Raw genomic sequence first — 12,160 nt, forward strand, 5'->3', positions numbered from 1 at the left:
TTATCTCTGGGCTGATTTTTGACCTTCATTTTTGAAAGCTTATTTGTACTCCCTGTTTTTTAAACCTGATTTGTAGAAGCTGTAATGCTTGAAGTTAGACGTTGTAGTTTGAGTGTTTAATAAGACGCTGAATAAAGAGAAATCAATATGTTAAGAAGAAATCCAACAGGTCACATGCCGGAAGTGTCGGAAAATGCATTCATCGATCCGACTGCTATTATCTGTGGCAAAGTGATCATTGAAGATAACGTTTTTATTGGTCCTTATGCGGTGATTCGGGCTGATGAAGTCAATGAACAAGGCGATATGGAAGCCATCGTGATTAAGCGTGATACCAATATTCAAGACGGTGTGGTTATTCACTCGAAAGCGGGCGCTGCCGTGACCATTGGCGAGCGTTCTTCTATTGCGCACCGTTCCATTATTCATGGGCCTTGTGAAGTGAGTGACGATGTTTTTATCGGCTTCAACTCGGTCGTCTTTAACGCCGTGATTGGCGCAGGTTGCGTGATTCGTCATAACTGTGTGGTGGATGGTCTAGACTTGCCAGAGCATTTCCATGTACCACCGATGACCAATATCGGCGCTGATTTTGACTTGAATAGCATCTCGAAAGTGCCACCAGAATATTCGGCGTTTTCGGAGTCTGTTGTATCTGCCAACCATGAGTTGGTTCAAGGTTATAGGAGAATCGCCAATGAGCTCTGATAATCAACCTATTTTAGGGGTTCCAACCAACATTATTACTGGTTTTCTCGGAGTGGGAAAAACTTCGGCGATTCTGAATTTAATGGCGAATAAGCCAGCGAATGAACGCTGGGCGGTATTGGTGAATGAGTTTGGCGAAATCGGTGTGGATGGCAGCTTGGTTCAAGGCCAGCACAGTGGGCAGCAACAAGTTTTCATCCGTGAAGTCCCAGGTGGTTGCATGTGCTGCGCTGCCGGTTTGCCAATGCAAATCGCGCTAAACCAACTGCTTAATGAAGCGAAGCCAGACCGCCTGCTGATTGAGCCAACTGGGCTTGGTCATCCAAAAGAAGTATTGCAAGTACTGTCGACGCAGCATTACCGAACCATATTATCATTGCAAAAGAACATTACGTTGGTGGATGCGCGTAAGCTTTCTGATGTTCGTTACACCGACCATGAGACCTTTAACCAACAAATTGCCATTGCCGATACCGTGGTGGGTAACAAACTCGATCTGTATCAAGAGGGCGATTCGGAAAAACTAAAGGCGTATGTTGAAAATGTTGGTCGTCCGAACACGAAGGTGATTTTTGCGCAGCATGGTGTGATTCCATTTGCCGAGTTCGAAGGGAATACGACTAATCATGAGAATCCTCCGCATCATCACCATCATCATGCGAATGAAAAGCCATTGGTTTCTGAGATGCCCATGCCAGAGAGTGGCTTGCTGAAAGCGATGAATGAAGGTGAAGGCTTTCAAAGCGTTGGTTGGCGATTCTCTCCTGAGAAAGTGTTTGATCGCCAGCAGCTCATCGTATTATTGGTTGATCTACAAGTAGAACGTATGAAAGCGGTCTTCATCACCAATAGCGGCATTTTTGGTTACAACCTTACTCCTGATGGTTTAACGGAAGTAGAACTGGATGACTGTGCAGAAAGCCGAATCGAATTGATTGCCGATAGGATAGATGAGCAATTTGAAGACAAGCTTCTCGCCTGCGAAACGCGATAGAATCAAATAACTTGGGCGTTAAACCTGATAGGGTTCAACGCTCCTCTTTGTTTTTCCTCTCTTCTTCCTTTTTCTCTTTTTCTGACGATCTATCCTGACTTTTCAAAAATGCCTTTCTCTGCAATTCATGTGGCTCATCGGGCAATGTGCTTTCAACATCATTTATTTTCCGCATTGACATTGTTTGATTGTCAAACTAAATTGAAATCAAATAATTTGATAATCAAACTAAAATTGGAAGGTAAGTGTCGCAATGGCTGTATCGCAACATTCACATGATTTCGTTTCTCACAACCAAAAGGGTGAAAAACGCACGCTCTACGTATTGATTCTAACCGTGACCACTATGGTGGTGGAGATTGCTGCCGGAACCATGTTTGGTTCAATGGCATTGCTGGCAGATGGTTGGCACATGGGCACACACGCAGCGGCATTTTGTATTACTCTCTTTGCTTACCGCTACGCGAAACAAAATGCGCACAATGACCGCTTCTCATTTGGTACGGGTAAAGTCAGTGTACTTGGCGGTTTTACCAGTGCGATTGCTTTGGGGATTGTGGCATTGATGATGATGGTCGAATCGATTCATCGTCTCTTTAATCCAGAGAGTATCCAATTTAACGAGGCGATTATGGTCGCGGTGATTGGTTTAGTGGTGAACCTTGCAAGCATGCTACTTTTGCAAGATCACCATCATCATGGGCATGACCATCACGATCACCACGGACACGATCACGAACATCATCACGACCACAACTTAACCGCTGCGTATTTCCACGTGCTAGCGGATACATTGACGTCTTTGTTGGCGATTGTGGCGCTGATTGTCGGGAAGTTTTACGGCTGGGTGTGGTTAGATGCCATGATGGGCATTGTTGGTGCTGTTGTGATTGGTAAATGGACGTTAGGCTTGATGAAGCAAACCGCGCCAGTACTTTTGGATGAGAGTATCGATAAGAACTATCGTAAAGAGATAAGAAAGTCTTTAGATCCGTATGCGGAGGTTGTCGACTTACATATCTGGAAAGTCAGTGGCCATCATTATTCTGCGGCGATTGCATTGAAGAACAAGAGTGATAAAACACTGGATGAATTTAAGCAAATACTGGCTAAGTTTGATAAGATTCATCATCTTACTTTGGAAGTTCAAACGACTGAGTGATGCACGAATTAGAAAAGCTGAATCAAACGCTTACCGAGTTTTATGACAAAATGTCTTCTTGGGAGCAATCTGTAGTGAAAGGCACTGGTTATTCACTGGCTCAAATCCACACGATTGAAGTGTTGGGTGGGCATGGTGCACTGCGTATGAAAGAACTGGCGGAGAAGCTAGGGATTACGACCGGTACATTGACGGTTCAAATTGAAAAACTAGTGAAGGCGGAGTTGATTGAACGTTGTCCTCATCCAGAAGACCGCCGTGCTATTGTCGTGAAGTTAACACCGAGTGGCGAAGAAATTCACCACCACCACAATCAGCTGCATCTAGATTTGGTTCAGGACTTAACGCGTAATATCGACCCCGAGCATCAAGCCATTCTGTTTGCGTGCTTGCAGAAAATGAACAGAGAGTTTTGATTAGGCTTTTCGTTTCCTAACACAAACCCTGAACACCAAATTACAAAAAGTAGAGCACCGAAGTGCTCTACTTTTTTATAAGCTCGATAGAATTTGTTCGATTGGCAGTTGTGTAAATGCGTACGTCACGCCAACACAGAATGCAGAACCGGTAATACCGATTCCAACAGTTGTTGCGAGTAAGAGAAGCGTAATTTTAGGCATTAGAGGCTAAACTCCTTTTTGAAGGTAGGGTACATCACCCCATTTGCTTCTTGATAAGTTTTAAAACCATAACCGAATGCTAGTGCTGCCATAACAATGGCAAATGCTGCAATATTTCTTCCTTTCATCCCTAAACTCTCAACTGTTGGAGGCAAAGTGACAACCACTCTGCCCATTGCGTTTCTATCGTTTATTGATCTTGGATGCTCAATTATTGGTTAAAGCACACGAACAGAACCCACGCTGTTGCCAGCACAAGTAGTGGTGTGAATACTTTTTGAATTGATGCACCATCGGTCAAATCGTAAATCACGATCGACTCTTTATAGAATGCGCGTTTGAATGAACTAAAGCTGATTTCATTTTTTACATCAGATTGCTCGTAGCGTTGACGCGCAGAGTCTGCCATTTGAGATTCAAGATCTTGCATCTCATATTCTTTGTTAAAAAATGCATCCCACGCCGAAATGCGAGCAATAGCTTTTGGTGAGCGATTGCCCTTTAGTTTTTCTAGACGCTTAGCGTATGCAGCTTGATATTTATCCACGATAAATTCCTACATGAATAGACTGTTATGCAGAACACAGCTTGAGATGTTCTGCTCAGTGGTTGTAAAAGCAAAAAATGGGAAATTAAAGGTGTACTTTCACATATCAAGATTGGGATTAATCGGTATGCAGCATCTGATTATTAAAGAGCGAAAGGAATGTCATCCCTTGTGTTGCGGATAATATGGGCTGCTCTTGGATGCGACAAACAAAAATAATTAGTGAGAACCACAAGCAATTTTTGTTGCGGACTTTTCCATTCTGAGCATCGCGGAGCATTTAATATGGATAAATGCTAAGTCTACCAAGGGCTTGAGATGCGTTTCTTCGTGGGAGTTTTTTAAGCACTTGTGGTGAAGAAAGTTAATAACTGCTAATTATAAATACATCAAAAAGCGATATTATTTTTCTCGTTGGAGTAGTTATATAAGATTGGGAATTTTGATTTTCTCATGCAATCCGCCGCAGTCTTTACTCCTTCTTTCACTCAATCCGTGGTATTTCCCCCCTCCATGGATGATATCCGGATTGAGTGTCTTTTTTGGAAAAAGATAAGAAAAGAGTTATGGAACAACAGCAGTTTAGAACCTTGAAGCGCCACCTAGATAACTTAACGTTATCGCAATTAAATGAAATTGATAGGCTGATTAAAAATGCAAATAGGCAGCAAGGAGCGGTAGAACTTAGCGAAGAAGAGCGCCAATTTATCCATGGTTTGTTTACCAAAGAAACATCAACGCCTTCTTATTCATAGTACGACACCACAAGCGGTTTATTCGTTAGTGTTGCTGCCATTTTTTGCTTGTACAATCAGGCTCGCGAGTTGTGCAAAACCAAACCCACCGTATTCAGAAGTAAGATATTTCGGCTGATGCGTTAAGCTATCTAATAACGGGCGAATATTCTTTACACCGAAAGTCACGGGTAACCATTCAAACATCCCTTCATCATTTAATGAATCTCCTACGTACGTCACTCGATTCAAATTGGGTAACGTCCCCTGATTAAATTGCTTAATGTAGGCTTCGCTGCTGCTTCGTTTGCTGTGGCTTCCTATCCAAGCATTGATATGAATGGAGCTTAGGGTCGCGTTGACTGGGTTAGATTCTACGTTAAGATGCAAAATACGATTGAGGATCTCCATCGTAATTGAAGCTGCGACAGGGGAACGATCTTGGGCAATGTTAACCGCTACATCGCAGAACCGAAAGCTCTGATCTTGGCTTAACTCAACTTCAGAATACTCCGTCAAAATGCCCTTTATAGTTTCTTGCAATGTGCGTTGTTCTTTTCGCATCACTTCCGCTGGGCGCGCAAAGGTAGTTCTGAATCCTGCGGCGTCTTTTCTCATCCAAAAAGCGCCGTTTTCACCTATGATCCCATGCAGCGGCCACATCTTTGCCATTTGGTCACACCAACCAGCACATGCGCCTGTTACAGCGACCACTTTTACACCCACGCGCTCTAGCTCTGCGAGCGCAATTAAAGTGTCTGGCGGCAGCTTTCCTTGCCAAGTTAATGTGTCGTCTACGTCGGTCAACAACCATTCAATGTTTCTCAGATACTCTGTATTGAGCTCTGATAGTGGATTAGGCATTCACCACTCCTCGTTGTGTCTGTTTGTCATCTATCGTACTTTTAACTGGTGTTGATAACGCCGCTTTGAGTGAGCAATCAATGCGCTTTTCGGTATTGGCATTAAATAAGTGAAGGTGCTTGGGCTTGATATCTAAACCGAGTTTGTCCCCGATTTGAATCGGCGTATGTCCCTCAACTCGAACAACCAGCTTTTGTGAATCATCGCCTTCTGTGCGGCAGTAAAGCAACAAGTCAGCACCGAGCGATTCAATCAATTCGACTTCTACCTGCAACCATGGGTTATCTTGGCTGATTTGTAAATGCTCCGGACGAAGCCCCAGTTTTACTTCACCCAAATCTAAGTTTGATGTGGATGTAGGGAGCAGTGCGTTACCGATAGTAATGCCGTCGACACTAACATTGCCATCTAAGATGTTCATGGATGGTGAGCCAATGAAGGTCGCCACGAACAGAGAAGCAGGGTTATCGTAAATTTCTAGCGGTGTGCCGACTTGTTCGACATTACCTTTGTTCAGCACGACAAGTTTGTCTGCCAGCGTCATTGCTTCCACTTGGTCGTGGGTAACGTAAACTGACGTAGTACCGAGGCGGCGTTGCAGCTTCTTTATTTCCAAACGCATTTGAACACGCAGTTTGGCGTCTAGGTTAGACAGGGGCTCATCAAACAAGAACACCTTTGGTTCACGAACAATTGCACGCCCCATCGCGACACGCTGACGTTGTCCGCCAGAGAGCTGTCCCGGTTTGCGGTCGAGTAGGTGATCCAACTCCAGCATCTTTGCTGCTTCGTGAACCAATCGCTCGATTTCCGCTTTTGGTGTTTTACGGTTGCGCAGCCCATAAGCCATGTTGTTGTACACCGTCATGTGTGGGTACAAGGCATAGTTCTGGAATACCATGGCAATGTCGCGTTCACCTGGTTCGAGATCGTTGACGACTGTGGTGTCGATCTTGAGCTCACCAGAGCTGATTTCTTCTAAACCGGCAATCATGCGAAGTAGGGTGGATTTACCGCAGCCACTTGGGCCAACTAAAACGACCATTTCGCCGTCGCAGATATCAAGATTAAGTTTTTGGATCGCCTGATAGCCGTTCGGATAACATTTAGCGATATTAGAAAGAGTTAACGTGGACATTTATTTCTCCGAATCTACCAGACCTTTAACAAAGGCTTTTTGCATTGCAATTACCACAATCACGGGTGGCAACATGGCGATAATGGTGGTGGCCATAATTTTGTTCCATTCCACAACACCATCAACCACTCCAAGCATCTGTTTGATGCCCATCACGATGGTGTAGTACTGCACGTCAGTGGTGATCAGCAGTGGCCATAGATATTGGTTCCAGCCGTAAATGAAAGTGATGACGAACAGTGCAGCGATGTTGGTACGCGACAGGGGCAACAAGATATCGAAGAAGAACTTGATTGGTCCTGCGCCATCAATTCGTGCTGCTTCCACCAACTCATTCGGCACCGTTAAGAAGAACTGACGGAACAAGAAAGTGGCGGTCGCACTGGCAATCAGCGGAATGGTTAAGCCGTAAAATGAGTTGAGCATGTTGAGGTTCGTAATCACCTCAAACGTCGGCATGATGCGAACTTCAACGGGTAACATCAGCGTGAAGAAGATCATCCAGAACGCCAGCATTCGTCCCGGAAAACGGAAGAACACCACTGCGTAGGCAGACATGATGGAAATGCTCAACTTACCGATGGTAATGCACATCGCCATAATGAAAGAATTCAGCAGCATACTGCCAATCGGCAAAGTATTGTTGTTGTACTGAGTGTCGTTACTCAACAAGTCAGTAAATACGCTAAAACCCAAGTCCCCAAACCACAATGGAGTGCCAGTAGCGAATGCACTGTTCTCATGGGTAGTTGCTACGATTGCAATCCAAACTGGAAGCGCAATCGAAATGATGCCAAGAATCAAAATGACATGGCAAAACAGATTAAAAAACGGTCTTCTTTCTACCATCAGTACGCCACCTTCTTCTCAACATACTTAAATTGAATCACAGTCAGGGACGCAACCAAGATCATCAGTATCACGGACTGCGCGGCCGATGAACCTAAATCCAGCCCGATAAAGCCATCGTTGTAGACTTTGTAAACCAAGGTCGAGGTGCTGTTGCTCGGACCGCCTTGTGTCATCGCGTGGATGATGGCGAACGTATCAAAGAACGCATAAACAAAGTTCACGACCAACAAGAAAAAGCTGGTTGGTGAAATCAGCGGGAAGCTAATGGTGATAAAGCGTTTGATCGGGCCGCTACCATCAATGGCCGCGGCTTCGAGCAAAGACTTCGGCACGGATTGAAGTGCTGCTAAGAAGAACAGGAAGTTGTAGCTGATTTGCTTCCACGTCGAGGTGATGATCACCATCCACATAGCATGGGTGCCGTTGAGTGTTGGATTCCAGTCTACGCCAAACAGGTTCAATAGTTCGGTCATGACACCGATGGTTGGGTCGAACAGGAATAACCACAGCGAACCCGCGACAACTGGAGCGACCGCATAAGGCCAAATCAAGAAGGTGCGATACATGGTTGCACCACGAATGATTTGTTCGGCGAAAGCGGAAAGAACGAGTGCGCTGACCAACGCGAGCACCGCAACGCTGATGCTAAATTGCAGCGTGGTCATTAATGAATCTAGATAAAGGGGATCATGGATGAGCTTTTCAAAGTTCTCCAAACCCACAAACTCACGGCTCATGCCGAAAGCATCTTCAAGTTGAGAAGATTGGAAAATGGCTTGTCCTGCCGGCCAGATGAAGAACACCAAGGTGATCACCAACTGAGGTGCGATCAGCGCAACCGGAAGCCATTTGTGTTTAAAAACAACAGGTGAGGACATACAAATACCAAAGTAAAACAGGCAAGGTGTGTGAACGAATTCCCCACCCAAGATGGGCGGGGAGAGTGCGTATCTGAGCGGTGATTCGAATAAGACTCAGCGCACCATTGTTCGTTATTAATGTTCGTTACTTCTGTGTGCGCTCAAAGCGACGTAGCTGCTCGTCACCGCGACGAACTGCATTGTTTAGCGCAGCTTGTGCCGTTGCTTTGCCTGCCCACACTGCTTCTAGCTCTTCGTTGATGATGTCGCGAGTTTGCAGGAAGTTACCAAAGCGAATGCCTTTCGAGTTTTCTGTAGGCTCGGTTGACGTCATTTGTAGAACCGCTGTATCTGTGCCTGGGTTCTTAGCGTAGAAGCCTTGCTCTTTCGTTAGCTCGTAAGCCGCTTTTGTGATTGGTAGGTAACCAGTGAACTGGTGCCAATCTGCTTGGACTTCTGCACTAGAAAGGTAAGAGAAGAACTTCGCCACGCCTTTGTATTCTTCGCTTGAGTGACCACGAAGTACCCAAAGTGATGCACCACCGATGATGGTGTTTTGTGGCTTAGCGACTATCTCGGAATCATAAGGCAGTTGCGCTACGCCAATATCAACGTCTTTCATGTTCTCTTTAATGCCAGCCAGACCTGCCGATGAGCCCATAGTCATGGCACACTCTTGGGTGTAGAACAGTGGCATACCATCAGATTGGCGACCGCCGTACTTAAATATGCCTTCTTTCGACCATTTGCCCATTTGGTCAATGTGACGAACAAACGCCGAATCATTGAACTTAAACTCAGTGTCTAAGCCAGCAAAGCCGTTGTTGTTATTGGCAACAGGAACGTTGTTACGCGCACCGAAGTTTTCGATTTGCGTCCATGATTGCCACGTTGTGCTGAAACCACACTTCGCACCAGATGCCAGCAGCCTACGAGAAACTTCTTCCATCTCTTTCCATGTCTTTGGTGGGTTGGCTACGCCAGCTTTTGCGAACATGTCTTTGTTGTAGTAAAGCACAGGCGTTGAGCTGTTAAATGGCAGGGAAAGCATGTTGCCTTCATTGGTGGTGTAGTAACCCGTTACGGCTGCAAGGTAATCATCAGGGTTGAACGACTCTTTGGTGTCTTCCATTAATTGATAAACAGGATAAATCGCTTTGTCTGCGCCCATCATGGTCGCCGTACCCACTTCGAATACTTGTACAATCGCTGGCTGTTCTTTTGCTCGGAACGCCGCGATAGCACTGGTCATGGTTTCTGCGTAGCTGCCTTTGTAAACCGGTTTGATCTCGTATTCTGATTGGCTTGCGTTAAAGTCTGCCGCAATTTCATTAACCTTGTTACCTAGTGCGCCGCCCATCGCGTGCCACCACTCAACCTCTGTTTTTGCTTGTGCTTGCGTGCTAATGAATGCCGCTGCAACTGCAAGTCCGGCGAGGTGTTTAATAGCCATAATGATTCCTTTTCATTGGATGATTTGAACAGGTGTTTCCTTGCGAATGTTCATTTTGATTATGAATCCGCTCCAAAAAATTCAAATGAACATTAAATGAGCCAAATGACGTTCTAGTTACAAAAAAATGAACTTATTTGAACATTACTTTCGTCACTATTTTGTAATCAAAGCGTCATTGAGGGTTGAGATAGTTCATTTGAAAACAAATGAAAAAGACGGAATAAAAAATGAAAATAACAGCACACCGCGGCTTATCCAGTTTGGCTCCAGAAAACACTTTATCGGCAATACAACGCGCCATTGAGTTTGGTTGCGAATGGATTGAAATCGACGTACAGCTTAGTGCGGACAACATTCCTGTCGTCATCCATGATAAAACGGTCAACCGCTGCACGAATGGCCGAGGCAAGGTCAAAGCTCTGACTTGGCAGGAGCTGAGAGCACTCGACGCAGGCTTGTGGTTCGGTGATGACTTCGCAGGCGAACCTATCCCTAGTTTAGAAGAGACGCTTGAGCTGACTTCAAGAGCGGGCGTGAAGCTCAATATTGAATTGAAGGTTTACTCTGGTGACGAAATCGACCTGTTGTGCGAAAAGGTTGCGCAGGTGATCGAGCATTTGGGTGTAGAAGCGGACGCGATTCTGTTTTCTAGCTTTAACACAGAAGCCTTAATGATGATGAAAAACTACCTGCCAGAAGTGAGAAGAGGGCAGCTATGGCAGGAGATTCCAGATGACTCCGCTGTCGTGCTACAACACATCGATGCATACAGTGTGCATTGTGATTACCGTTTCCTGACTGAGTTGCAAGCTCAGAAGATCAAGCAGTATGGCTATCAACTCTTCTGCTATACACCAAACTTTCCTCAATTAGTTGAAGCACATTGGCATTGGGGCGTGGATATGATGATTACAGATAAGCCTCAAAGTTATAAAGTAAAAGTGCCTTCAGCCATACGAGAACCCGCACTGAATGAATAATTTAAACGTCCGTCAACAAAGCATCATTGAACTGGTTCATCAGCAAGAATATTGCTCGATAGAAGAACTTGCCCAACGTTTCGAAGTCACAACGCAAACCATTCGTCGCGACATCAATGAACTTTGTCGACTCGGACTCACCCGACGCCATCATGGTGGTGTTGGGCTGCCCGCCACTTTGAGCAATCGCAGTTATGCCTCTCGCCAAGTCACCAACCAACAGGAAAAGCAGATAATCGCCGATGAAGTAGTCAAAGCTATCCCAAACGGAACGACTTTGTTTCTAGGTATTGGTACTACGATTACTTTGGTTGCCGAACGTCTAGCTAATCACAGTGAGTTACGTGTGGTGACCAATAACTTCGAAGCGGCGCATATTCTTTCTCACTTTGAGAACATCGAAACTTGGATTCCTGGTGGTCGTATTCGTACTAACGATCGCGACGTGGTGGATGGTTCGGCAGAGCAGTTTTACGGCCAGTTTTCCGCAGACATCGGAATTATTGGCTGTGCAGGTATCACCGAAATCGCGCTGCCTCATTCAGAGATGGTCAATTTTGGTCGCACTGAAGTTGATACTCAGTTGTTTGCGATGGAACATGAGTTGAGAGAAGCCAAGGTGAGCCAAGCAACTTTAGCCAACTCCGAACAAAAGTGGCTGGTGGCGAACAAAAGTAAATGGCAGCTAAGAGCCAACACTAAGGTGGCGCCACTCAATTATTTCGACCGCGTTTTCAGTAACTGATCTTTTGCTCGCCATACTTGTCCAACTCGTAGGAAAATCCGTTATTGATTCGACCTGCGTGATGCTTTTTCATCGCGATTCGCTATGCTTAGATGATTGAAAATAAAGAGGTCCTGCCATGTTTGAATCGGATAAAACCAAAGTAAGAAACTTGCTTGTTGCGACACGTTTTGGTGTCTCTGCCTCTGAAATGCCAACCATTATTGGGGTGAAGCAAGATAAAGGGCTCAAGCTGATTAATGAGCTGAAGCAAGAAGGGGAAGACATTCACTCGTTAGGGGAAGGGAACAACCCAGAAGAGTTGGTGCTGTATTCGATTGGTGAAATAGAGCCTTAATTGAGCCAACAAGAACAACAAAAAAGCCGCCTTTCGTGAACTGACCCCCAATAGTTGGACACCAATTATTGAGGGTCTTTTTATGTCCAAATATAGCCGCGAGCTAAAATGTGTCATTGCTAAACAATGCTTAAATGGTACGTCATCTAGTTATTTAGAAAAG

Annotated in this window: 16 protein-coding genes; 8 read left to right on the plus strand and 8 right to left on the minus strand. The window is 45.2% G+C overall.

The features are described 5' to 3' along the window. Positions 1–147: 147 nt before the first annotated feature. The 4 genes from ATB76_RS13365 (at position 148) to ATB76_RS13380 (ending at position 3,280) form a co-directional block, all read left to right on the plus strand. Positions 148–708, plus strand: a complete 561-nt coding sequence (locus tag ATB76_RS13365; protein ID WP_042606275.1) for a carbonate dehydratase — start codon at positions 148–150, stop codon at positions 706–708. After that, on the plus strand, positions 698–1,702 hold the full coding sequence (locus ATB76_RS13370) for a GTP-binding protein (protein ID WP_061035441.1): 1,005 nt from the start codon (positions 698–700) through the stop codon (positions 1,700–1,702). Before ATB76_RS13365 ends, ATB76_RS13370 begins: the two co-directional genes overlap by 11 nt. 253 nt (positions 1,703–1,955) lie before the next feature. Beyond that, positions 1,956–2,864 carry a CDF family Co(II)/Ni(II) efflux transporter DmeF gene (gene dmeF / locus ATB76_RS13375; protein WP_039974834.1) on the plus strand — a complete coding sequence of 303 codons (909 nt, stop codon included), beginning with the start codon at positions 1,956–1,958 and terminating at the stop codon, positions 2,862–2,864. After that, positions 2,864–3,280 carry a MarR family transcriptional regulator gene (locus ATB76_RS13380; protein WP_061035442.1) on the plus strand — a complete coding sequence of 139 codons (417 nt, stop codon included), beginning with the start codon at positions 2,864–2,866 and terminating at the stop codon, positions 3,278–3,280. Before dmeF ends, ATB76_RS13380 begins: the two co-directional genes overlap by 1 nt. Positions 3,281–3,355: 75 nt before the next feature. On the opposite strand, the gene ATB76_RS28805 is transcribed toward ATB76_RS13380, so the two are convergent. The 3 genes from ATB76_RS28805 to ATB76_RS13385 are packed head-to-tail and all read right to left on the minus strand — an operon-like array spanning position 3,356 to position 4,031. Then, positions 3,356–3,484 carry a hypothetical protein gene (locus ATB76_RS28805; RefSeq protein ID WP_038865164.1) on the minus strand — a complete coding sequence of 43 codons (129 nt, stop codon included), beginning with the start codon at positions 3,482–3,484 and terminating at the stop codon, positions 3,356–3,358. After that, positions 3,484–3,660 (minus strand): hypothetical protein, encoded by a 177-nt coding sequence (locus ATB76_RS28180; protein WP_155396650.1) that lies wholly within the window; start codon positions 3,658–3,660, stop codon positions 3,484–3,486. Before ATB76_RS28180 ends, ATB76_RS28805 begins: the two co-directional genes overlap by 1 nt. Positions 3,661–3,695: 35 nt before the next feature. Further along, positions 3,696–4,031: a hypothetical protein gene (locus tag ATB76_RS13385; RefSeq protein ID WP_038865166.1), complete on the minus strand. Its 336-nt coding sequence runs from the start codon at positions 4,029–4,031 to the stop codon at positions 3,696–3,698. Between the two features lie 542 nt (positions 4,032–4,573). Between ATB76_RS13385 and ATB76_RS13390 the strand changes: the two genes are divergently transcribed. Beyond that, complete coding sequence (locus tag ATB76_RS13390) at positions 4,574–4,786, plus strand: hypothetical protein (RefSeq protein WP_227740514.1); 213 nt, start codon at positions 4,574–4,576, stop codon at positions 4,784–4,786. An 18-nt stretch (positions 4,787–4,804) separates the two neighbouring features. On the opposite strand, the gene ATB76_RS13395 is transcribed toward ATB76_RS13390, so the two are convergent. The 5 genes from ATB76_RS13395 to ugpB form a co-directional block, all read right to left on the minus strand. Beyond that, positions 4,805–5,629 carry an HAD-IIB family hydrolase gene (locus ATB76_RS13395; protein ID WP_038865169.1) on the minus strand — a complete coding sequence of 275 codons (825 nt, stop codon included), beginning with the start codon at positions 5,627–5,629 and terminating at the stop codon, positions 4,805–4,807. Beyond that, positions 5,622–6,767, minus strand: coding sequence for a sn-glycerol-3-phosphate import ATP-binding protein UgpC (locus tag ATB76_RS13400; RefSeq protein ID WP_061035443.1), 1,146 nt, complete (start codon positions 6,765–6,767; stop codon positions 5,622–5,624). The genes ATB76_RS13395 and ATB76_RS13400 overlap by 8 nt, the downstream gene beginning before the upstream one ends. Then, positions 6,768–7,616 carry a sn-glycerol-3-phosphate ABC transporter permease UgpE gene (gene ugpE, locus ATB76_RS13405; protein ID WP_005439065.1) on the minus strand — a complete coding sequence of 283 codons (849 nt, stop codon included), beginning with the start codon at positions 7,614–7,616 and terminating at the stop codon, positions 6,768–6,770. After that, on the minus strand, positions 7,616–8,497 hold the full coding sequence (gene ugpA, locus ATB76_RS13410) for a sn-glycerol-3-phosphate ABC transporter permease UgpA (protein WP_061035444.1): 882 nt from the start codon (positions 8,495–8,497) through the stop codon (positions 7,616–7,618). The genes ugpE and ugpA overlap by 1 nt, the downstream gene beginning before the upstream one ends. Before the next feature lie 127 nt (positions 8,498–8,624). Beyond that, a complete protein-coding gene (ugpB, locus tag ATB76_RS13415; RefSeq protein ID WP_061035445.1) occupies positions 8,625–9,932 on the minus strand; it encodes a sn-glycerol-3-phosphate ABC transporter substrate-binding protein UgpB in 1,308 nt (435 codons plus the stop codon). Positions 9,933–10,162: 230 nt separating this feature from the next. On the opposite strand from ugpB, the gene ATB76_RS13420 reads away from it, so the two are divergent. The 3 genes from ATB76_RS13420 (at position 10,163) to ATB76_RS13430 (ending at position 11,997) form a co-directional block, all read left to right on the plus strand. Next, on the plus strand, positions 10,163–10,915 hold the full coding sequence (locus ATB76_RS13420) for a glycerophosphoryl diester phosphodiesterase (protein ID WP_061035446.1): 753 nt from the start codon (positions 10,163–10,165) through the stop codon (positions 10,913–10,915). After that, entirely contained in the window at positions 10,908–11,660 is a 753-nt protein-coding gene (locus ATB76_RS13425) for a DeoR/GlpR family DNA-binding transcription regulator (RefSeq protein ID WP_061035447.1), read from the plus strand. The genes ATB76_RS13420 and ATB76_RS13425 overlap by 8 nt, the downstream gene beginning before the upstream one ends. 118 nt (positions 11,661–11,778) lie before the next feature. Continuing rightward, positions 11,779–11,997, plus strand: coding sequence for a hypothetical protein (locus ATB76_RS13430; RefSeq protein WP_061035448.1), 219 nt, complete (start codon positions 11,779–11,781; stop codon positions 11,995–11,997). Positions 11,998–12,160: the final 163 nt, after the last annotated feature.

Source organism: Vibrio sp. MOR3 (assembly GCF_001557775.1).
Classification (GTDB): domain Bacteria; phylum Pseudomonadota; class Gammaproteobacteria; order Enterobacterales; family Vibrionaceae; genus Vibrio; species Vibrio jasicida.